The sequence below is a fragment of the Methanobrevibacter sp. genome, assembly GCF_045112895.1.
Classification (GTDB): Archaea; Methanobacteriota; Methanobacteria; order Methanobacteriales; family Methanobacteriaceae; genus Methanocatella.
In genome coordinates, this window is the sequence record NZ_JBGUIH010000004.1 from 19551 (window position 1) to 42677 (window position 23127).

The 23127-nt window shown below is 37.1% G+C and carries 20 protein-coding genes; 9 read left to right on the top strand and 11 right to left on the bottom strand.

Going from position 1 to position 23127, the window contains the following annotated elements; genetic code table 11:
• Window positions 1-130: 130 nt before the first annotated feature.
• The 3 genes from nth to ACJMLD_RS00770 all read right to left on the bottom strand — a co-directional run bounded on the left by nth (window position 131) and on the right by ACJMLD_RS00770 (window position 3994).
• A complete protein-coding gene (nth, locus tag ACJMLD_RS00760) occupies window positions 131-760 on the bottom strand; it encodes an endonuclease III (protein ID WP_405267027.1) in 630 nt (209 codons plus the stop codon).
• Complete coding sequence (gene aroA / locus ACJMLD_RS00765) at window positions 757-2076, bottom strand: 3-phosphoshikimate 1-carboxyvinyltransferase (RefSeq protein WP_405267029.1); 1320 nt, start codon at window positions 2074-2076, stop codon at window positions 757-759. Before aroA ends, nth begins: the two co-directional genes overlap by 4 nt.
• Window positions 2077-2227: 151 nt before the next feature.
• Window positions 2228-3994: an FUSC family protein gene (locus ACJMLD_RS00770; protein ID WP_405267030.1), complete on the bottom strand. Its 1767-nt coding sequence runs from the start codon at window positions 3992-3994 to the stop codon at window positions 2228-2230.
• Window positions 3995-4093: 99 nt separating this feature from the next.
• Here ACJMLD_RS00770 and ACJMLD_RS00775 point away from each other — a divergent pair, with 99 nt between their 5' ends.
• The 3 genes from ACJMLD_RS00775 to ACJMLD_RS00785 are packed head-to-tail and all read left to right on the top strand — an operon-like array spanning window position 4094 to window position 6309.
• Window positions 4094-4657, top strand: a complete 564-nt coding sequence (locus ACJMLD_RS00775) for a sugar O-acetyltransferase (RefSeq protein WP_405267032.1) — start codon at window positions 4094-4096, stop codon at window positions 4655-4657.
• Window positions 4658-4699: 42 nt separating this feature from the next.
• The gene (locus ACJMLD_RS00780; protein ID WP_405267034.1) at window positions 4700-5881 is read left to right on the top strand and encodes a tetratricopeptide repeat protein; all 1182 of its coding nucleotides are present in this window, start codon (window positions 4700-4702) and stop codon (window positions 5879-5881) included.
• 23 nt (window positions 5882-5904) lie between these two features.
• Window positions 5905-6309 carry a PH domain-containing protein gene (locus tag ACJMLD_RS00785; RefSeq protein WP_405267036.1) on the top strand — a complete coding sequence of 135 codons (405 nt, stop codon included), beginning with the start codon at window positions 5905-5907 and terminating at the stop codon, window positions 6307-6309.
• A gap of 58 nt (window positions 6310-6367) precedes the next feature.
• On the opposite strand, the gene ACJMLD_RS00790 is transcribed toward ACJMLD_RS00785, so the two are convergent.
• Complete coding sequence (locus ACJMLD_RS00790) at window positions 6368-9082, bottom strand: valine--tRNA ligase (RefSeq protein ID WP_405267038.1); 2715 nt, start codon at window positions 9080-9082, stop codon at window positions 6368-6370.
• A 159-nt stretch (window positions 9083-9241) separates the two neighbouring features.
• Between ACJMLD_RS00790 and ACJMLD_RS00795 the strand changes: the two genes are divergently transcribed.
• Together ACJMLD_RS00795 and pheT are read left to right on the top strand one after the other, a co-directional pair.
• Window positions 9242-9598 (top strand): hypothetical protein, encoded by a 357-nt coding sequence (locus ACJMLD_RS00795; protein ID WP_405267040.1) that lies wholly within the window; start codon window positions 9242-9244, stop codon window positions 9596-9598.
• A 24-nt stretch (window positions 9599-9622) separates the two neighbouring features.
• The gene (pheT, locus tag ACJMLD_RS00800; protein WP_405267042.1) at window positions 9623-11281 is read left to right on the top strand and encodes a phenylalanine--tRNA ligase subunit beta; all 1659 of its coding nucleotides are present in this window, start codon (window positions 9623-9625) and stop codon (window positions 11279-11281) included.
• A gap of 159 nt (window positions 11282-11440) precedes the next feature.
• Here the strand turns inward: pheT and ACJMLD_RS00805 are convergent, their stop codons facing one another.
• Entirely contained in the window at window positions 11441-11845 is a 405-nt protein-coding gene (locus ACJMLD_RS00805; protein WP_405267044.1) for a secondary thiamine-phosphate synthase enzyme YjbQ, read from the bottom strand.
• Between the two features lie 58 nt (window positions 11846-11903).
• Window positions 11904-13646: a right-handed parallel beta-helix repeat-containing protein gene (locus ACJMLD_RS00810; RefSeq protein WP_405267046.1), complete on the bottom strand. Its 1743-nt coding sequence runs from the start codon at window positions 13644-13646 to the stop codon at window positions 11904-11906.
• Window positions 13647-13977: 331 nt separating this feature from the next.
• Here ACJMLD_RS00810 and ACJMLD_RS00815 point away from each other — a divergent pair, with 331 nt between their 5' ends.
• Window positions 13978-16974 carry a NosD domain-containing protein gene (locus ACJMLD_RS00815; protein WP_405267047.1) on the top strand — a complete coding sequence of 999 codons (2997 nt, stop codon included), beginning with the start codon at window positions 13978-13980 and terminating at the stop codon, window positions 16972-16974.
• Window positions 16975-17018: 44 nt separating this feature from the next.
• On the opposite strand, the gene ACJMLD_RS00820 is transcribed toward ACJMLD_RS00815, so the two are convergent.
• The 4 genes from ACJMLD_RS00820 to ACJMLD_RS00835 are packed head-to-tail and all read right to left on the bottom strand — an operon-like array spanning window position 17019 to window position 19419.
• Entirely contained in the window at window positions 17019-17243 is a 225-nt protein-coding gene (locus ACJMLD_RS00820; protein ID WP_405267049.1) for a hypothetical protein, read from the bottom strand.
• A gap of 8 nt (window positions 17244-17251) precedes the next feature.
• Window positions 17252-17938 (bottom strand): ribose-5-phosphate isomerase RpiA, encoded by a 687-nt coding sequence (gene rpiA / locus ACJMLD_RS00825; protein ID WP_405267051.1) that lies wholly within the window; start codon window positions 17936-17938, stop codon window positions 17252-17254.
• Window positions 17939-18376, bottom strand: a complete 438-nt coding sequence (locus tag ACJMLD_RS00830) for a UPF0179 family protein (protein WP_405267053.1) — start codon at window positions 18374-18376, stop codon at window positions 17939-17941.
• Window positions 18376-19419 (bottom strand): NAD(P)-dependent glycerol-1-phosphate dehydrogenase, encoded by a 1044-nt coding sequence (locus tag ACJMLD_RS00835; RefSeq protein ID WP_405267055.1) that lies wholly within the window; start codon window positions 19417-19419, stop codon window positions 18376-18378. The genes ACJMLD_RS00830 and ACJMLD_RS00835 overlap by 1 nt, the downstream gene beginning before the upstream one ends.
• A gap of 125 nt (window positions 19420-19544) precedes the next feature.
• Between ACJMLD_RS00835 and proS the strand changes: the two genes are divergently transcribed.
• The 3 genes from proS to thiD are packed head-to-tail and all read left to right on the top strand — an operon-like array spanning window position 19545 to window position 22366.
• On the top strand, window positions 19545-20948 hold the full coding sequence (gene proS, locus ACJMLD_RS00840) for a proline--tRNA ligase (RefSeq protein WP_405267057.1): 1404 nt from the start codon (window positions 19545-19547) through the stop codon (window positions 20946-20948).
• 8 nt (window positions 20949-20956) lie between these two features.
• Window positions 20957-21631: a 2-phospho-L-lactate guanylyltransferase gene (gene cofC, locus ACJMLD_RS00845; protein ID WP_405267059.1), complete on the top strand. Its 675-nt coding sequence runs from the start codon at window positions 20957-20959 to the stop codon at window positions 21629-21631.
• Window positions 21632-22366, top strand: coding sequence for a bifunctional hydroxymethylpyrimidine kinase/phosphomethylpyrimidine kinase (gene thiD, locus ACJMLD_RS00850; protein WP_405267061.1), 735 nt, complete (start codon window positions 21632-21634; stop codon window positions 22364-22366).
• On the opposite strand, the gene ACJMLD_RS00855 is transcribed toward thiD, so the two are convergent.
• Window positions 22367-23119, bottom strand: a complete 753-nt coding sequence (locus ACJMLD_RS00855; protein WP_405267062.1) for an ABC transporter ATP-binding protein — start codon at window positions 23117-23119, stop codon at window positions 22367-22369.
• Window positions 23120-23127: the final 8 nt, after the last annotated feature.

The window sequence follows — 23127 nt, forward strand, 5'->3', positions numbered from 1 at the left end:
CCTTAATAGTTAATCTGTTTTTAATAATATATTAAAAAAGTTATTTTAAAGTTACATAACATATGTTATTATAACTATTGTTATATAACAATGTTTTAGTTTATAAATGTTTTGGTATGACTAAAAAAAATTAGATATTGTCCTTGAAATAATCACAAATCTCAGTGCAAGGACAGATTTCACATTGCGGAGACATCGGTTTGCAGATATTCTGACCGAACTGAACCATTAGGTCATTCAATTTAATCCACAAATCCTTTGGAGCAATCTTGCACAACTCCACTTCTGTCTCTTCGGGGTCTTTAGTATCAACCAATCCCAACCTGTTTGAAATCCTGTGGACATGAGTGTCAACCGGAATAGCTGGAAGCTCAAAGGCAAAGACCATGACACAATTTGCAGTCTTTCTGCCGACACCTGGAAGCTTGACAAGCTCTTCAACAGTATCCGGAACTTCACCACCATATTGATCAATCAGAATCTGTGAAACTTCCTGAATTCTTCCTGCCTTAACATTATAAAATCCTGCCGGCCTAATCAATTCCTTAACATCATCAATTGGAGCATCTACAACCTCATAAATGTCCTTATATTTGGAAAATAGGTTATTGGTAGCCTGATCTGTATTCTCGTCACGGGTCCTCTGGGATAAGATTGTCCTGACCAATACTTTGTAAGGGTCATGGTCCAAAAATGTCCTAATCTCAAAAGTGTTTTCCAAATCTTCAATTAACTTAATTACACGTTCCTCCTTATTCACTCTACCAACTCCAATTCAAACCCTAACTCTGCCATAGACTCAATGAAATTCGGGAATGACACGTCAAACACTTCCCCATTTGTTATTTCAATGTCATGCTTTAGGCCAATCAGTGAAAATGCCATAGCCAACCTGTGATCTCCATGTGAGTCGACACGACCTGATGTGACCCCTCCGGTTATGCTCATTCCGTCTTCATATTCAGTTAATTTACAGCCTAGTTTTTCAAGTTCCCTGCATGTAGTATCGATTCTATCGGTTTCCTTCACTCTGGCATGTGCCACACCGGTGATATTTGTTGTTCCTTCAGCCATTGCAGCCAAAACGGCAACAGTAATCAGCAAATCTGGGGCATTTGACAAATCGACATCAATAGCCTTCAGCTTACCGTCAGAGGCGATTTCAACATAATCATTAGCCCTGACGACAACAGCCCCCATGGCCTGAAGTATATCCAGAATTGCCTTATCGCCCTGTTTTGAATTTCTAAAGAGATTCATGATTCTGGCCTTTCCTCCGTTGATGGCTATCAATGCCAGAAGATAAGAGGCAGATGAATAGTCCCCTTCAACAGTATAATCACATGCAGCATAATCCTGCTTTTTGATTTTAAACTCATCGATTCTGCAGCTTTGATGCTCCTTATCGCAACTCTCATGCTTTAAATAATATCCTTTAAGAGTTTTGACACCAAATTTCCTCATTATATCCAAAGTCATGTTGACATACGGCTTTGACTTGAATTCAGGCAAAACATATAGAGTAACTCCGTTTTCAGACAGCGGTGAAGATATTAGAATTGATGAAATGAACTGTGAGCTCACATTTCCATAAATATTGGTCTCGCCACCGACATAACCCGGTTTGATCAGTATCGGTGCCTTGTCATTATCCATTAATGATATTGTATCGACCCCCAAAGGCTGCAGCGCACCCATCAGCAATCCCATAGGCCTTGTCTTTAGCGAATCATCACCGGTCAATGTAACTTCATTGTCGCTAAGGGCAGCAACTGAAGTCATCAGCCTTAAGGTAGTTCCCGAATTCGCCAAATCAATTGGAACTTCACTTGAATTGTGCAGCTTTCCCCCGGTTCCAACGACCTTCAAATATTCATCAGTCCTATTGATTTTAGCCCCCAACGCTTCGCATACCCTTATGGATGCCAAAGTATCTTCTGAATACAGCATGTCATAAAGCTTTGAAGTGCCTTTTGCAAGTGAGGCTAAAATGACTGCCCTGTGGGAATAGCTTTTGGAAGGCGGTGCCTTTACGCTTCCTCCGATTTCTGAAATATTTTTTACCTTAAGAATCATTCTATCATACAAAAAAGATATTAAACTTATCGTTTCTCTGCCAACTTTTCTACAATAAAGTTTGTTTGGAATAATTAATTAAATTTTTGGAAAATCGTTCATAATCATAAATTTGAAAAATAATTCAACATGCTATAAAAACTGGTCAATATCATAATAATTCCTTCTCCTTTTTAAACATGTCAATTGCATATCTCATTGACCATGCCAATACACTCTCTTTTGAATCCAAATTCTCATTGGCATCAGCATCCTCATCTATTATATCCAATAAGTTATTGTTCAATTCATCAGAACATCCATTTACGTCAAGATATGATAAGATAAAATTACATAAATTTGAAATCATGAATTGCAGATTGTATAATTCCCTATTATCATCATTCACTTGAATGTTTTCACGGACAATGCTTTCTGAGACAAATAGAGTTGTTTTGTTCTCGGCATTGCCTCCCTGACATTTTTGCCTGATTAGATTAATTGCCCGCTCATTGAGGCGGTAGCAAATTTCCAAATTGTTTCTTGTTTCTTTTTCAACCGAATAGGGTAAAAACTTAAAGTTGAACAATGAAACCGCAGCTACCCCAACAACCACCCACAATATTTTTAATGTAATGGCCTCTGGAGCATTAATATACGATAATGAAGTCGTGACAGACATCAGTGTTGTCGCCGTATTCCTGATTAACCTATCCTTAAGTTTCCAAACGAAGGTAAACAGACAAATGACTACGACAATAAAAATCACAGCCCCCTGGGATATTGGAATAACCGGCATGGCAATCAGGAGAATTGCAAAAATAAAAATCCCTAAAAATGTTGCCTGAATACGTTTTCGAGCAGTATATGCCATATCATCAATATATGGCACCATCATTGAAACGGTTACAAAAAACAGCCATTTGGTAAATGGTAAATTGAAAAGCATTGTTACTACTTCCCATACCAACATTATCACTGCCATTTTAAACGCGAATACGAATTTGACGGAACGGAAACTGAACTGCCTTCTATTGAATGGTTTGAATAATTGAGTTATTGTCTTTTTATACGGAATTGTAAACTCATCGCTTAAATCCTTATTCAGTTCATTGACAATGATTTCGAGATTCAATAAAATATGCTTCATTTCCATTGTCTTAATTTCGACTCCATCAAAGACTTCCTCGATTTTAATCTCCCTGATTTCGGACAGGACCTTTTTAACATATCTTAATTCATCATCCGATAAGTCACTTAGAGAAAGGAGATATCCCACTGACTGGAACGCTTTTACAATATTGAGAACGGATTGCTGTTTTGGACTTGGGAAGTATTTATATTCAAAGCGATGAAACAAGGATAAATAAAACTCCTTTGCTATTTTAAAGCTGTCCATAGAAACATCCTTGCCCTCCAATTTCAAATCAATTGACTTGTTCAGCTCCCCGACAAGATTATCCAATGTTTCCTTTGATAGGTTATGGTGCTTATCCCTATTGAGGATGACATTTAAGCCAACGATGAATGCCGCTCCACAAGCCAATGCCATGAGCCTTAAAGGCAAATTTTCAAGCGACACAGAATTTGCCGACATGATGAAATAACACAGCAGATACGGCATGTAAACGTCGCTTCTAAACAGATGATATGAGGAAAATGTAGTTCCAAAAACAACCAAAAATGTCAAAATGCAACCAACAATCGTTATCGGACTGTTCAGATATGAAACAATTCCCATAATCAGCAATAAACCCAAAACCTTAACAAAAGATAAAGCTGGCTTATATGATAGGTCCTCATTTAGATTCATAAATGCGGCTATGATAATCATTATCCCTACTGCAGTATTTTTACTTCCGAAAAAAATCATGTAAAAAAGCATTGCTCCAATCAATGCTGAAAACATGAATATTCTTCGTTTTAGACCCTTATCCATCTAACTGCACCACATCCATTCAATAACCAAATACGATTAGTAAAAAATCACCATTAAAAATAATAATATTTTTAGTTTGGATAAATAATATATTTAACTATGAAGGAAATCGACAAAATGAGGGCAGGACTTGAATACTGCTATGATGATGAAGAAGTATCATTGATGAAATTGACTGCGGTTGAAAACAGCAAATTATATGATTCAATCGACAATTCAGATTTGGACAAGCAGCATGAAGTTTTGTGCGAGATATTGGGTTCTGTAGGAGAACATGTCTGGATAGCTAAACACTTTTGCTTCGATAATGGAAAAAACATTTTTATTGGCAACAACTTTACTGGAAACTTCAATCTGACTATCTTAGATATCAAGGAAGTCTACATTGGCGATAATGTGATGATCGGCCCTAACACTACAATAACAACAGTTGGCCATCCGATTTCTCCAAAAGGCCGCCGTGAACACATGGCACAGGCAAGCGAAATCAGAATCGGCAATGACGTATGGCTTGGAGCCAACGTTACCGTCCTTCCAGGCGTTACAATCGGAAACAATGTCATTATCGGTGCCGGAGCCGTTGTAAACAGGGACATTCCGGACAATTCACTGGCAGTAGGCGTTCCTGCCAGAGTCATAAAAGAGATTGAAAATGATTTATAAGTAAGTTAGCAACAAATTATATATTAACTAGGTTGTGTTACTATGGATGCCGTTACCAAAGAAAAATTGAAATTAGCGCAAAGATTCAAAAAGGAAAACAGAATTGACGAAGCGGAAGAAATCTACAGGGAATTCTGGGATAAGAATCCGGAAGGATTCTCCGAATTCGACAAGACCACCTTCAGCTGGATTCTATACAACAAATATGTCAAAAACAATGAAAATCTTGAGGAAATTCTGGATAATGCAGAGCTGATTACAGAAGTCAAAAAGCAGCAGAACCAGTCAAAAGACAGCAAATATCCATGCCCATACACATTGACCGTTTTAAAGGTTCTTGAATTGCTAAACAAAAACAATGACTTTGAAGAAGTCGTGATGTGGTCTGAAATGATCAATCCTAATTATCTGAGCGCCAAAGCAAGCGACTTCAATGGAAGAAAATACCCTTCAAACAAAGAGAAATACTACAGCCAATTGACCAAGGCTCTCCTAAAGCTTGATGACATTGACACCTGCTACGAACTGTCAAAAGAGGCTCTTGAATTGGAAGAGCTGACCGATGATACATGGTTCAATTGGAGATTGGCAAAATGCGCCAACGAACTCGGAGAGTATGATGAGGCAATCGAGTATCTCAAAAAGATGATTGCCAAAAAGCCTGACTGGTACATGAAAGCTGAAATAGCCAACAGCTATTTTTTCAAGGGAGACTTTGAAAGTTCACTGGACTACGCAATTGATGCTGTTCTGACACCTGCTCCAAGCGATAGTAAAGTCAATGTCTACTCTTTGATTGCTGATTTGATTGAGGATGAATATCCTGAAGAGGCACTCAAGCACAGATATCTGGAATACAGCATTAGACTCAACAAGGGATGGAAAATTGAGGACAGGCTGACTGAAGAGATAGAGAATGCGGGCCTTGATACTGAAAATACTGAATACTGGAAAATAGAAAAGGAGCTAAAAGGATTCTGGAATAATTTGAAATACAAGAATCAGGAAGTCCAATACGGCATAATAAGCAAGATCTTGCCTCATGGAAAAGCAGGTTTCATCCAAGCTGAAGATGGCAACTCATACTACTTCAAGAAATATGAATTTAAAGGACCTAAAGATGAATTCCATGAAATGACAAGTGTCAGCTTCTATCTTGAAGAGGGATTTGACAAGGCCAAAAATGAAGTGAAGATGAATGCAGTAAATATTAATACCCTTTAATTCAACATATTAATGGTGATAAAATGGGATTACTTGACAAAATGGTCGGTCATGCAGAAGTCGGCGGAGACACTGCAATCGTAGAAGAATACCTTGCACCTGATGAAGAAATCATTCAGTCATTTCATTTCCTAAGGGATGCAGTTATATTGACAAATTTAGGAATCTATGATATAGATGTGCAGGGTTTAAGCGGTAAAAAGATGCAAGTTAAGTTTTATCCAAAAGAGACAATAAAAACAATTGCATTTGAAACTGCCGGTTCTTTTGACCTTGATGTGGACATTAAGATTGGTGTAAGCAACAACCCAGTACCTTTAATTGAAGGCGGTGCCATGAATATGCCAATCGAATTTAAAGTTCCGAAAGACCAAGCAGAAGAAGCAAAACAAATTATACATTTAGTAAAAGAACATTATCTTGAATAGCTATTTTTATAATAGCTTTTTACTTATTTTTTTAAAAAAAAGAAAATTTGAGAAGCAATCATCTGATTACTTCAACAATCATATCCAAGTTTTCGGATTGCAGGATATCCACTTTTTTACCGGATGCTCCAACAATCTCCTTTTTGACATTCAACATGTCTGCAGGAACTACAATCTCTCCGATTGTGAGTTCATTGTTTTCTTCCAAAATGGAACCTATTTCTTCAACATCAGTTGATTTCAGATAACCTATGATTTTGCCGGCATCCTTCTTGAATGTCGGTCCGATTTGAGACATGTCAGGTTCAACTTCAATGACCTTCTCATGAACTTCAGGTTTTCCTTGGCTGATTGCCAAATCCTTAATTTTCAATGTGCCCTTGATGTCGTCTTCGAATTCGTTGAAGATTTCAACCAATGAATCGTCTGAAGTGTATACATTCACTTCGGCAAGCTCCGCATTCAATGGAATCTTGGAAGCTGACTTGAATCTTCTGACTTCATCGATAAGCTCAATGGTGGTTTCACCTTTGACTTCCATCTCTTCGCTGATTAATTCCTCGTGGACTTCAGGCCATAAGGTTGCGTGAATTGACTCATCGGAGAAGTATTGGTATACCTCTTCAGTGAAGAATGGTGCAATCGGAGCCATTAATTTCAATGAAGTCTCAACAACAGTTCTTAATGTGTATTTTGCAGCCCTTCTTGATTCATCTGAAACATCAGTATATAATCTGTATTTAACGGCTTCAATGTATTCATCACAGAAATCATGCCAGAAGAACCTTTCAATGGAAGTGATTGTCACCGCAAAGTTGTAGTCTGCAAATGCTTCGTCTACAATGATATTCAAGTTGTTGAGTTTGGACAAAATCCATAAGTCAATCGGTCCGAGATTGTCCTTGACGTCTTCATAGGACACTTCTTCATCAAAGATTTGCATACTGATGAACCTGAAAGCATTCCAGAATTTTCTGAGGAACCTGTATCCATGCTTGATATCCTTCCAGTCAAAGATTACATCAGAACCCGGTACGCTGTTGGCCGCCCAAGTCCTTAAAGGATCGGCACCGTACTTTTCAATAACCTCTTCAGGGCCAACCACAAATTCAGGCCTTGACTTACTCATCTTGTTTCCGTCTTCACCGAATACCATACCGTTGATTACAATATCATTGAACGGCTTTTGACCGGTCAATGCAATGCATCTTAAAGTAGTGTAAAATGCCCATGTACGGATGATATCGTGTCCTTGCGGACGGAGGTTTGATGGAAAATGATTTACATAATCTTCATCAGGCCATCCTGCAATGGATAGTGGTGAAATGGATGAATCCATCCATGTATCAAGTACATCTACTTCAGGGATAAACTCTTCACATCCGCATTCACATGCATGTTTAGGTTTATCTACTGTTGGATCTATTGGCAAGTCTTCAGCATCAGGTAAAATTACGGCTCCACAGTCCTTACAGTACCATACTGGAATTGGAGTTGCAAATATCCTTTGCCTTGAGATACACCAGTCCCAATCCATGGAATCCGCCCAGTTTACCATACGGGATTTCATGTGCTCTGGCACCCACCTCATTTCATCTGCTGCAACTTTGGTCTTTTCAATTAACTCACGGACTGCTACAAACCATTGTTCCTTAAGAAGAATTTCAACAGGAGTTTTGCATCTCCAACATTGTCCCACATTTTGGTCAACCTCTTCCTGTTTTAACAGATATCCTTCAGCATCCAAATCTTCTATGGTTTGTTTTTTACAGGTTTGCAAGTCCATTCCTTCATATCTTCCAGCAGCAGCGGTCAATGTGCCTGCATCATCCATGACATCAATGACTTCGAGATTATATTTCTGAACCCAACTTACGTCAGTCTTGTCCCCGAATGTACAAATCATTACTGCACCTGTACCGAATTCCGGATCCACTTCTTCATCTGCAATGATTTTTACTTTTTGATGTGAGAGTGGCACTTCAACATATTTGCCTAAAAGGTGAGCGTATCTTTCATCTTCAGGGTGGATTACAACAGCCACACATGCAGACATCAGTTCAGGACGGGTTGTTGCAATCAAAATGCCCTCCTCCTTAGGGTCGGCCTGTTTGCCTGACTCCTGTGAAGATGCGATATCCTCATATGAATCTTCTACTGCAGGAGGGAAGTTAACGTAATTTAAGAAGGTAGTATTATCACCATATTCAACTTCCGCAAAAGCGATAGCTGTCTGACAACGAGGACACCAGTTTACAGGGTGTTTTCCTTGATAAATAAGTCCGTCTTCATACATTTTCAGGAATGAATATTGTGTCTTTCTCATGTACTCCGGAGTCATTGTCACAAACTCGCGGGTCCAATCTTGGGAATAGCCCATCGCTTTCATGTCCTTTTTCATGCTTGCAATGTTCTTGCCGGTTAAATCAATACAGTATTGTCTGAACTGTGCTCTTGAAACATCATTTTTCTTAATATTATAAGTTTCTTCAACTTTCACTTCAGTTGGAAGACCGTGGCAGTCCCATCCCTGCGGGAACAGCACATCATATCCTTTTTGTCTTCTGTATCTTGCATCCATATCCATATAGACCCAATTCAGGACATGTCCTAAATGGATTGCTCCTGTTGGGTATGGTGGGGGAGTATCTATAACATATCTAGGACGAGATCCGTCTCCAATGTATTTGTAGACGTTTTCATCTTCCCATTTTTGCTCCCACTCTTTTTCTTTTTTAAAATCATAGTCTTTAGGAATTTCTTTATTTGCCATGTATTTTCTCCTAAAATAATTAAGTAAAAATAATATTATTAAATATGTAGTTTATTATTTAAAAATATTAAGTAAAAATATTAAATATAGATAAGTATATTATACAATAAAATCAAATTATTAATATTATCAATTAATAAAAAAAGGACTGTTAAAAAAATGAATCTGATATGGTTTTATGTTGCTATTGTATTGGCTATAAGCGATTTACTGCATACCACCCTCATGTGGAAAGTATTGAATAACTTCTACATTGTGTTAGGTGGCCTAATCCAGCAATCCACACACTCAACATGGCAAACATGGGTAGTGCACGAAATAATGGAAGCAGGATTCCATTTTGTAGTCCTCACAATAGTTTTCCTAAACCCGACTATTGGAATTCTAGCGGCCCTGATTCATTTTGTAGTGGATGTGACCCATACCGTATTCATACGCAATATGGGTGAATTAGAACATAGAGCTCTCCACTTTGTTGTAGAATCTCTATTTTTCATTTTACTCTTTGGATTTTAAAAAAACATTAAATGGAGTTATTAAATGCCAGTTATAACATTCAAATATCAGGATTTAAAAGATTTAGGAATAGATATGGATAAAGATGAACTGATAGACACCTTACCGATGATGTCCAGCGATATCGAAGACTTTGACGATGAGGAAATCAAAGTGGAATTCTTCCCTAACAGACCGGATAACTTGTCTGTTGAAGGAGTAGCTAGATCTTTTAAAGGATTTATTGGCCAAGAAATCGGTTTTCCGGATTATAAGGTTGAAGAATCCGGCGAGTATGTTACTGTAGATGAGGATGTAGCGGAAATAAGGCCATTCATCGGCTTTGCAAAAATTGATAATGTTGACTTTACCGGCGATAAACTCAAATACGTTATGGATTTCCAGGAAAACCTCCACTGGGTAATCGGAAGGGACAGGAAAAAAGTGGCTATCGGTATCCACAATGCAGATGTTGTTGAAGGACCATTCAAATACATTGCAACACCGAAGGATGCAAATGCATTTGTTCCTTTGGAAAAGGACAGCGAAATGACTCCTGATGAAATATTAACAGAACATGACAAAGGTAAGGCTTATGCCCATTTAATTGAAAAATTTGATAAATATCCATTGATTCTAGACAAAGATGATAATGTTTTATCCATGCCTCCAATCATCAACGGAGAGTTGACTAAACTTAGGGAAGACACCAAAAACATCATTGTTGATGTGACCGGTACTGACGAAAGGGCTGTCAATCAGGCATTGAATATCATCTGCTCATCATTTGCTGAAGTTGGAGGCCAAATTAGTTCAATGGAAGTAAGATATGCTGATAAAACAATCGTAAGCCCTGACTTGACTCCGCAAGAGATGAACGTTCATGTTGATACCGCAAACGAATTGATTGGCGGAACCGACCTTACAGCAGAGGACATCAAAGGACTATTGCTGAAAGCTCGTTTTGATGCTGAAATCATTGATGACAATGAAGTCAAAGCCATTATTCCAGCTTACAGGGTAGACATATTGCACGAAGTCGATGTTGTTGAAAACATTGCCGTTCAATACCACATTAACGATGTAGTGGCTGAACTGCCTGACATCAACACCGTCGCTTATGAAAACGACTGGTTTAAGGCTGAAGGCATAATCCGTGAAGTGATGATTGCACTTGGATTCCAGGAAGTCATGAGCCTGATGCTTACAAACGAGGAAGCGCATTACGAAAAGATGAACCAACCGGAAGAGCCTCACGTGCAGGTCGCAAGGCCGATTACAATCGACAGGACCATGATAAGAACCAGCTTAATCAACTCCTTGATGGAATTCTTAGAGGACAACAAGCATGAAGACCTGCCTCAAAAGATATTTGAAATCGGAGACGTTTTATACATTGATGAGACAAAAGAAAACAAGACCGTCGCTTCCAAAAAACTGGCTGCATTGGTCTGTCACTCAACTGCCAACTTTACCGAAATCAAGTCCATTGTAACCAGCGTCCTATCAAACTTGGGCTATTCAATGGAAATCAGCGACAGCGAAAACAAGACTTTCATTGAAGGAAGGGCTGCTGATGTTGTCGGCGAAGCTGAAAAAGGTACAGTCAAAGGGTTCTTCGGTGAAGTTTCACCTGAAGTGATTACAAACTTCACTTTGGAATATCCTGTAATTGCTTTTGAAATTGAGTTTAAGAACAATTAAACTCAACAATTCTTTTTTTCAATACCACAGTTTTCTCATTTGTATTTCAGTTTGAGAGTAATTGCTCAACTGTGGTGCGGCATCATAATTATTAAAGATTATTATCAAAATAAGCAAGAAAATTATAATAGCTATTAGGATTATTGTCCATTTCTTCAATTATTCACCAACCATTGTCAAAGTTACTGTTCTGTTGCGTCTTGGCCCATCTAATTCGACAAAAAATAGCGATTGCCATGTGCCCAAATCCAATTTCCCATTTTTAACCGGCAAGCATTCGCTTGATGAAAGCAAAAATGATTTCAAGTGTGATTTTGCATTATTGTCAATTCTATCATGTTGGTAACTGAATTCATCAGTGATTAGATTGGCGAGCATAAATTCAAAATCCTTCAATAACCCACTTTCATTTTCATTGACAACGATAGCAGAAGTGGAATGCCTTGAAAAGATAGACACAATGCCCTCTTCAATATCAATCAATCCATTAACTTCTGAAGTAATATCAATTATTTCAAAGTTTTTATTTGTATCAATTTTAAAAGAATGAGTTTTGACTGTCATTAATAATAATCTGTAAATACGGGTTAATAAAAATAAAAGAAAAAAAGAAAAAAGTTAATCAGAAATCATCTTCATCATATTTGCTTCTATATCCATAGATAAGACAAGCCATTAAAGATAAAATAGCAAGCACTATAAGTCCGGATGTATTGGTGAGCTCTTTAGCGGTTGTGACAGGAGGTACAAGTTCATATGATTTTCCTTCTTGAGATTCACTTCCGCTTCCAGTATCTCCTGCATCCAAATCTCCATTGGATAATGCATTTTCTCCATTATCAGAAGTATCCTGAGATGGGATGTCAGAACTGTTTGTTCCGTAATTGCCAGACTTATCTGAATTTGCTATATGTGACTGTGAGGAATTTCCGCCTTGGGAATTGCCATGATAATTGGAATCACCACTAATGTCTGAAGTTCCGCCGTCCCCATTATAATTTTGAGAACCCCTTTCGCCATCGGTTGAATCAGAAGATTTTGAATCTTGGGATTCTCCTTTATCCCCAGAGGCCTTATAGTCATACTTATAGAATTGGCCGCCGATTTCAACTTGAACATCATGGTCAACAGTAGGGTCCAAGTCTTTTACGACCGTTGCCTGACCGTTATTGACTGTAACGGTATACTGATTTCCATCAACTTCAACTTTTGTTTGGAATGTTGCAAATTCATTGACGGCTTTGCCTGAAGAATCTTTTAACTGAAGTGAAAGGGTATTGCTGATTGATAATGTATCCAGTTTCATTAGGGATGCCAAAAGCCTTGGGCAGACAAAGGTATTTGACGGATCATTGGAATCATACCAGTTTTGTCCCATTTCATAATTCTCATTTTCCCAATAGTTTTTGGCCTGGAAAAATTCGTTATGAGCCAAATAATTATATTCGACTTTCAGTATTGATTTTCCGGAACTTTTAAATCCGCTTCCTAATAGAAAACCGTTACCTGTTTCAAATCCTCCCATAATGGAACGGGGATCCTTCCTATTGCTTGTCATTGAGTTGGATTTGACTTCATCATAGGTTGATGTGGAATTAATATAAACACCATTGGTGTTTTCATAAACATCATTGCGATTAATCAAATTATGTGAAGATATGCCATTCACAGTAATTCCATTTAGATCATTGTGATGGATTGTATTATTAGTGATATTGCAATAATGCATATTTGTGGTCTCAATTCCTGATTTTTTATTATATGAAATATTATTATTTTCGATTAGGCTATTTTTGACATTTTGAAGTTTTAAACCGTCTTCCTTAGCTTTTGAAAAATCATTATTAGATACAGTGAAATCATTGGAATTCCTTATCAATAAACTATTTGCTCCTCCAACAACTTTATTATCTTTAATTTTGATATTCCTTGCATTATCAACAACAACGCCATAATCACTATCGGAAGCGATAATTGTTATTCCTGACAATACACTGCCGGCGCTATTTGATGTAAAATAAAATCCGAAAGTTTTGTCTATTCCCAAATCCTTTGCCCTATCAGTTATTTGGTTAGATGCATATACAAGACTATTATTTTTAGAAATGACATTTAATTTTTTATCTACAATTAAAGAAATATTATCATATTTCTCATCTGTAAATTCAAAAGTATCCCCATCGTCTGCATTATCAAATTTCAGCTGGATATCTTCATTTGATAAATTGGATGTGATTATATTATAACTGTCACCACTAGAAACAATAGTCATATTGCTATCCTGAACATCCATAGCACTAACTGAAGAAAGCAAGAATAAGAACATTAATGATATGAAAAAAAGATTAAAAGCATTTTTATCCATATTAAAAAACTTCCCAACTATTATTTTTTAAAATCGGAATAATTTTATTAGTAAACTAAAAATTATCCATATATATGTTATTGACTAACGATATTAATTTTGATGTCTAATATATATAAATCTAACCTATATAACGGCATTATATTCTAAAATAACAACGATATAAATACAATTTCATAGAATAAGAATGGTTAACAATGTTATATTAAGATTTTAAGACATTTCAATTTAAATAATATGAAAATCAATATAAAAGTAATTACTTATCGATTAAATTTTTTTTATTTATAGAATTAAGTAATTGGATAAAAATCATTCAAAGAGGAAAATTATGAACAAGAAGAGTTTAATATTAATTATCTCGTTAATATTAATTGTATTCTTAAGTGCAAGTGTTGTATCAGCAGAAGATATTGCAGATAACGATACTACAGAAAGTGATGTTCTATCAGTAGAAGACACTGACTCATTAGCTGCAAAGGAAGTTACAATTAATACGGCAGATGATAATAATCAAATTCAAGAAAAAATAAATAGCCTTAAAGATGGGGATGTTTTAAACTTCGAAAAGGGAGAATATAAAAACATTTCCTTGTATGTAAACAAGAGCGTTACAATTAATGGTAATGGTGCAACATTATATGGTTATGATAAACTGTCAAATGCCACCATATCCCCTATAATTCAAGATAAAACAACAAACGGTGGATATGCCATTACCAACCTTGCAACATTATATATCCTAAAAACCGACGGATTAGTTTTAAAAGACATTAATATCGTTGCCGGTGCAAACAGTGGAACTGATAAAGGAGCGGATGCAAGATACAGCAACTGTGTAATCTATAACTATTGGTCCAATCATACAAAAATCTCAAATATCACAATCAACGGGTGTTCCTGGGGTATCTGGTTCCAAAATTGTGCGGATGGAATCATAGAAAATAGTAAAGTGCAAAACCAAGGAATTACTGGAATCTTCAACTTCCAATCACCAAGAACTATAATAAGAAACAACACTGTAATTAATGCTAAAAACCACGGAATTGATGCAAGACATGGTCTTGGACCAGCTGTAAAAGTTTTAAACAATACCGTAATTGGATCTAAAGAAGGAATCTACCTATTGCACTCTGCAAAACATACTGTTACTGGAAATACTATCATTAACTGTACATTAAGTTCAATAACATGCTGTGGTGCAAGCCATATCACAATCAAAAATAACAAATTACAAAACTCAAGAATTGGAATCCTTTTAGGAGGAGGGGCTCCTGTTGGCGGTACCTATACCGGATACAACAACATCACAATCGGTGAAAACGAATGGAAATTGGATACATTGCCAATGCCACCATCATTTGTATTCTATGTTGCTGAAGCAAAAGGCGATTACGCAAGCGCTTCCGCAATGATGGGAACTTACAGCGACAGCAGCTTAACAAATGTAACCTATGTAGAATACACAGGAATTGAAACCCCTGAAAAAGTTGTTGTTGACTACAAAAACCTTTTAAAACCAACCGGAAAACAAGTAACAATATCTGCTGGAATGACCAATTCACAAATACAAAACAAAATTAATAAAATGAATGATGGGGATACATTAGTATTTGAGAAAAATGCGGTATTTAAAGATATTTGTCTTTATATAGATAAAAATATCAAAATTATCGGTAATAATGCAACCTTAAAAGGTATAAGCACTTTAGACTTAGATGCTATCCCTGAAAAAATCACTAAAAACACAACAGTTGGAGGATACGCAATCCAATACTCCGCCGTACTATACTCAGTTAACAATACCGGTGCAGTAATCAGTGATTTGAATATTGTTAGCAACTACCCAGGATATAATAAACCTATGGAACGCGGATACACCAGTGCATGTATCTATGCGGAAAACAGCAAAAACCTTACTGTTACCGGATGTACCATTGACGGTGCATCATGGGGTATTTTCGCAGGATACCAACAAAGAGGATGTCCTAATTCAATAATTACAAACAATATTGTTAAAAATCAATACACAACTGGTATAATATGTTTCGGATCAAAACAGTCACTTATTGTCAACAATACTGTAACCAATGCTAAAAACCACGGAATTGATGTAAGATTCCCAGCAGGATTTGGCGTTACCGTATTCAACAATACCGTATCCGGTGCAAAAGAAGGAATTTACCTTTTACACTCCTACGGACACAAAGTTTATGGAAATACAATTCTAAACTCAAAAATCAGTTCAATCACCTGTTACGGATCTTATAATGAAACCATATTCAACAATACTTTAAGCGGAAGCAGAATTGCTATTCTGCTTGGTGGAGGATATCATGATGTAACAATCGGTGCGAATACATTCAAACCGGACAAATTGCCATTCCCACCTACATTTGAATACTTTGTTGTGCAATCCGAAAGCAGATATGGTGATGCAGAAAGCGTACAAGGAGTTTACAAAGACTCCCAAGCTGTAGACTTAACTGCAAATAACGTGACTGTTGGATATAAGAAAGGCACTTTTGAAATTGCATTGAAGGACAGCAAAGGAAAAGCAATAGCAAATAAAACTGCAACTATTACTATTGGCAATGACGTATACAACGTTGCAACCAATGCAAATGGTGTAGCTTCAGTTGATTTAGCATTAACACCTGGAAACTACACTGCAACAGTACATACACCAAGTGATTACTATAACAAAGCAGGAAATGCAGAAGCTACCATTGTTGTAAAAGATGACAGAAGTAAAACTGCGTTTACAGCATCCGGCAAAACAGTATATCTAAAAACTATTGTTTCAGGTTACAAATATTCCGTGACTCTCAAGGATGCAAACGGTAAAGCTATAGCCGGCAAAAAAATAACTGTAACCTATAATGGTAAAAAATATACCGCAACAACCAATTCAAATGGTGTTGCTAAAGTTACATTAAAAGCTACAAAAACTGGCTCTAAAAAAGCAACCATCAAATTTGCTGGCGATGATAAATACAAAGCAACCAGCAAAACAGTGACAATCAAAGTCACCAAACAAGCAACAAAGATAACAGCTGCTAAAAAGACTTTCAAAGCTAAAACCAAAACCAAAAAGTACACAATTACTTTAAAAACAAAATCCGGTAAGGCAATTGCAAAAGCCAAAGTCACACTTAAAATCAAAGGTAAAAAAATAGTAAAAGCAACTACCAACAAAAATGGTAAAGCTACTTTCAAAATTACCAAATTGACTAAAAAAGGCAAATACACTGCAACTGTTAAATTTGCTGCAACAAAATACTACACTGCAAGCAGTAAAAAAGTAAAAATAACCGTTAAAAAATAGAAGAGATTGAAAAATCTCTTTTAATTTTTCTTTTTTTAAAAAAATTAATAATATTTCTTTTTATGATCTAATGCCAAATACATTATGAATATTCCAATAAGAATAAGAACTATTTGTGGGAATATCGCAAATATTATTGCTGGAATTACTCCTAACTCTGCAAGCAACCATAAAACGCCATAGATTACAATTAAAGCTCCGAATATAAAAGCCATCTTGTAACCGATATCCTTCAAATCATAAAATGGCATGCCGCCGCGAATTGGCACAATATCACCTATAATTCTTTGGTTCCTTCGGGAGTTCCTACAATGACCTTATCAACCATCTGTGAGAAAATACCGTTTTCAACAACTCCAGGAATTGTATTCAAATCGATTTCCAAGTGTTGTGGGGATTCAATCTTGTCAAATTTTGCATCGATTACGAAATTGCCGTTGTCGGTTATTACAGGCCCGTCCTTTCTCTGCGCCATTCTTATTTCGCATTTGGCACCCATATCCTCCAATTCCTTTATGACCATACGGGATGCATCAGGCAACACTTCAACAGGAACCGGGAAACTGCCTAACTCCTCCACAACTTTGGATTCATCCACAATGACAATGAACTCCTTTGCGGCATAGTCGACAATCTTCTCTTTGGTGTGGGCCGCTCCTCCACCTTTAATCAAGTTAAATTCACCGTCCACTTCATCAGCACCGTCAACTGACAAGTCAACATCATTTTCCTCCAAGGTTGTGATTGGAATGTTCCATTGCTTGGCTATCAACAATGATTGGAATGAAGTTGGAATGCCCTTTACGCTAATTCCCTCATCTCTGATTCTCATACCTACCTTTTCAATGAAATAATGTGTAGTTGAACCTGTACCAAGTCCTAAAACCATTCCGTCTTCTACATATTCGGCAGCCTTGTAACCTGCATTCTTTTTACTGGAGTCATTGCTACTCGCATTTTTCATTTATACCACAAATCCTAAATTGAGTTTATTGAGATTATAACCTTTTTTACATTTTTCCTTATGTTTTCCTTTATTTTCCAAAACTATGCACTTATCGTTTTCGGCCAAACCATCAGGGAAACATAAATCATGAAAATCACATTTTTCATCACAATCGAGAGCATTATATGTGAATGTTGACCCTTCAAAAATATTTTTAGATGTGGTCAATATGTCAATTTTAGCCCTATCTACTTCAACAGGAACCACAATGCCCTCTGCATGAATCTGGCACTTCTGTTCATTGTCCTTAACATCAACTACAACATATTTCCTATTGAGTTCAAGGTTTCCGACACAGGATGATTTAAACCTACAGTCTTCACATTCCGGAGCGGGACCTAAAAAAACAAATTCCTGACCTTTCTTTGCCAAATCCTTACCGATTAATGTTATCATTAAATCACCTCTGTTTTATAAGCTAATTCATAAGCAGCATCTTTTGAGATTCCATTGTCTCCCAAAATTGTATATCTTTCAGGTCTGATTTGATGAGCCATGACCAATGCATCAATAATGTCTTCATCTGCAATGCCAATTTGAGAAGCTTTTGTTGGAGCCTGAACAGCTTCAAGTGAACTTTTAATGGCTTTCCAGTCTCCGCCATGAAGATACATCATCATTATTGTACCGATACCGCATTGCTCACCATGAAGTGCGGGTTTATCTAAGATTTTATCCAATGCATGAGAAAACAGATGCTCAGATCCGCTTGCAGGGCGTGATGAGCCTGCAATGCTGATTGCCATTCCTCCGCTGAAAAGTGATTTCATGACAATTCGGGCACTAGGTTCAAGATTAGGCTTGATATTGGCGATATTATCAGTAATCAAGTGTGCAGACATTATTGATAATGCAGCTGCCGATTCGCTGAATGATTCGTTTTTCAGCCTGTGTGCCAGTTCCCAATCTTTAATGGCCGTAAAGTTAGCCATCAAATCTGCGCATCCTGCAGCCAATAGCCTGAATGGAGATTGAGCCAGGATTTCAGAATCTGCAATGACCGCTATCGGGGAGTGAGCCCTAACGGATATTGAAGTATCGGGATTTTTTATTGATGCCATAGGAGATACGATACCATCGTGTGAAGCGGTTGTCGGCATGGATACAAAATAGACTCCCTGATTAAATGAAGATAACTTGGCTACATCAATTACTTTTCCCCCGCCAACGCCTAAAACTGTGGTGTCAGGTGTAATCAATTCTTCAACTTCAGATATTGATTCTTCAGATGCATTGTTGACTTTAATGACATCATAGTCAATACCATCCTTTTCAAGGCTTTCTATTACTGGTTTTGCACCCACATCATATGTATGAGCCCCAGTAACAATCAAAATCTTGTTATCCAAATGCAAAGACTTGCATATTTCACCAGTATCTTTTATAATACCTGGATCAATGTAAACTTCACGCGGCATTTGTATTTTTCTATTGCTCATAATATCCCCTAAAACTAAATTAACATTAATATATATGCATAAAATAATTTAAAAAACTTTCTTTTAATTAAATTTAATACTTATTAAAAACAAATAAGTTAATATTATAAAAAATATTAGGTGATATGGTGGAAAATTTTGACGAATGGTTTCATGATATTCTAGAAAAGGCAAACATTACTGATTCAAGATATCCTATCAAGGGAATGGCTATATGGATGCCATACGGTTTTCAGATAAGAAAACACACAATGAACATTATTAAAAACTTATTGGATAAAGACCATGAAGAGGTACTGTTCCCAATGCTCATTCCTGAAACCGAACTTGCAAAAGAGGGAATACACGTTAAAGGATTTGAAGATGAGGTATACTGGATTACAAAAGGCGGCCAGACCGAATTGAATGAACAACTGGCCTTAAGGCCTACAAGCGAAACCGCAATGTATCCTATGTATGCCCTATGGATCAGGTCACACATTGACCTTCCGATAAAATACTATCAAATCGTGAATACATTCAGATATGAAACCAAACATACAAGACCATTAATACGTGTGAGAGAAATTACAACCTTTAAAGAAGCTCATACAGCTCATGCAACAAAGGAAGAATCTGATGAACAAATCCAAGACTTCATTGAAATATACAAAGAGTTCTTTGATGATTTGGGAATCCCATACCTGATTTCCAAAAGGCCGGAATGGGACAAGTTCCCCGGTGCAGACTACACAATGGCATTTGACGTCATCATGCCAAACGGGAAAACCCTGCAGATTGGTACAATCCACAACTTAGGCCAGACTTTCGCAAAGACTTTCGACATTACCTTTGAAGATAAGGACGGAGAACACAAATATGTCTATCAAACCTGTGCAGGAGTATCCGACAGGGTAATAGCTTCTGTCATTTCAGTCCATGGTGAAGAGAAAGGACTTAGACTTCCACCTAAAGTATCCCCTAACCAAGTCACAATCATTCCAATCCTATTCAAAAAAGGAAGAGAAGAGGTTTTAGCAAAATGCAGTGAAATCAAAGAGCAACTGGAAGCCAAAGGCTTGAGAGTAAACATTGATGACAGGGACATCCGGCCGGGCAAGAAATTCTTCGATTGGGAGCTGAAAGGAACTCCGGTCAAGCTCGAGCTTGGACCACGTGACCTGGAAAACAACATTACAATAGCCATGAGAAGAGACGAAGGCGAAAAGATAGAGCTCTCATTAGATGATAATTTGGCTGATAATGTTATTGATCTGCTTGACAAAACTTCTGAAAACCTTTCTACTGCAGCATGGAGCTTCCAGGAAGAGCACATCAAGTTTGCAAACAGTTTGGATGAAGTGAGTGACCTGGTTGAAGCGGGCAATGTCGTCAAGTTCTACTGGTGCGGAGAAGAGGATGTCGGCCATGAGATTGAAGAAAAAACAGGTTATGACGTTTTAGGTATTCAGGAAGAGGTTTCTGAAGGCAAATGCATAGCCAGCGGAAAGGATGCCAAATATATTGCTTTAATAGCTAAAACTTATTAAGTGATTTTATGGATGAAATATATGCGATAATTCCGGTTACCAAGTTCAAAAATGCCAAAACCAGGCTTTCCCCATTTTTATCAGAGGATGAAAGGGAAAATCTCCTAAAAGCGATGCTTCGAGATGTAACCGATACGTTAAGAAAGCATGTTGATAAGATCATTATCATCAGCAGGGACGAACAGGTGTTGAAATATGCCGAAAGCTTGAACGTGACCACCATACTTGAAAATGACAATTCCAACCTGAACAAAGCATTGAAACAGGCGATGAAATATTGTGAGGGAAAAACAAAGAAAATCATCATCGTCCCTTCCGACATTCCATTGATTGGAAAGACCAATATTGCAATGCTGATTGAAGCATCAAAAAGCTTGGATTTCATAATTGTTCCGGCAAAAGGCGGCGGAACCAATATGATAATCATGAAGCCTATGGCGATTCACACAAGATTTGAGGGATTCAGCTACGAAGAGCACATCAAAGCGGCCGAGAGGAAAAAATTAAATCCTCAAGTCCATGATTCATTCTTTATGGCATTGGACGTGAATACTGCTGAAGATTTGGGTGAAATAATGCTTCATGGAAAGAATACTCACACAAGAAAATACCTGAAAGAGCTTAAAGTGACAGTAGAGCCATTCCGTGGCAGTGAAAGACTAAAAGTAACTAGAGATGATTAGATGATAGTGATGTCCATTGCAGGAGTTGATCCGTCAGGCGGTGCAGGCGTTTTCGCTGATTTGAAAACATTCCAGGCAATAGGAGTCTACGGGACTGGTGTTGTGACTGCCCTTACTGCACAAAACCCATATAAATTCTTTTCAACATTTCCAGTTAGCGAAGATTACATTGAAGAGCAGATTGATGCTGTTCTTGATTCATATGAAGTTAAATTCATAAAAACAGGAATGCTGTACTCTCCTGATATAATCAAATTGGTTTCAAAAAAGATTAGGGAATATGGCCTTAAGGCAGTAGTCGATCCGGTTATGGTTGCAACATCCGGCGGAGATTTGACAAGGGAAGATTTGGCAGATGCAATGAACAAGTATCTTCTACCACAGGCTATATTAACAACCCCCAACATTTCAGAAGCGGAAAAATTAACTAATATTGAAATAAAAACTAAAGAAGATGCAATAGAAGCATCCAAAAAGATTATTTGCGACAACATTATAACAGGCGGCCATTTGGATGGAATTAACACCATTACTGTCAAAGGCAAAGTCAATATTGTAAAACAAGAATTAATAAAAACAGACAACCTACACGGAACAGGGTGCAATTTATCCTCTGCCATTGTAGCTTATCTTGCAAAAAACAACGATTTGAACACATCAATATTAAAAGCCCTCGATTATGTTTATGAGGGAATAAAAAATGGAAATTATGGAACATTAATAGCTAAACTCTAACTATTTCTCCATATCTAAATCTTTAACAATAGATTCTTGAACTTTTATAAATTCTTTTGAATCCCTTTTTCTAGGCCTTTCGATATCAACCTCAACAATTCTGGCAATTCTTCCAGGATTTTTATCAAGAATCACGATTTTATCAGCCAGATAAACTGCTTCATCAACATCGTGAGTTACAAAGACTATGGTGTTTTCGAATCTTTTCCAAACCCCAATCAGCTGTTCCTGAAGCTTGTGTCTGGTTTGCATATCCACAGCAGAAAACGGCTCATCCATAAGCAGAATCGGCGAATGATTGAGCAATGACCTGATAATAGCAACCCTTTGCTTCATACCACCGGAAAGTTCATGAGGATAGCTATCCTTAAAGTCAATCAAACCTACACTTTCAAGATATCTTTCAGCAGCGGCAACATTTTCTTCTTTTGTTCCCTTTTTAGTCATTTCCAAACCAAAAGTAACATTCTGAAGCACAGTCAACCATGGGAATAATGAGTATTGCTGGAAGATAACGGCTCTGTCTCCTGAAGGTTTCTTTACAACTTCTCCATTGGCAATGATTTCACCTGAAGTCGGATGTTCAAGACCAGCTATCAATCTTAAAAGGGTTGTTTTACCGCATCCTGATGGACCTAAAAGACAGATTAACTCACCATCATTAATTGTTAAGTTAATATCCTTCAATACAGCTAAATTTTTCTTATGTTTGCCTTCAAAGGATTTGTTAATATTTTTTATTTCGATTGCCATTCAAACAC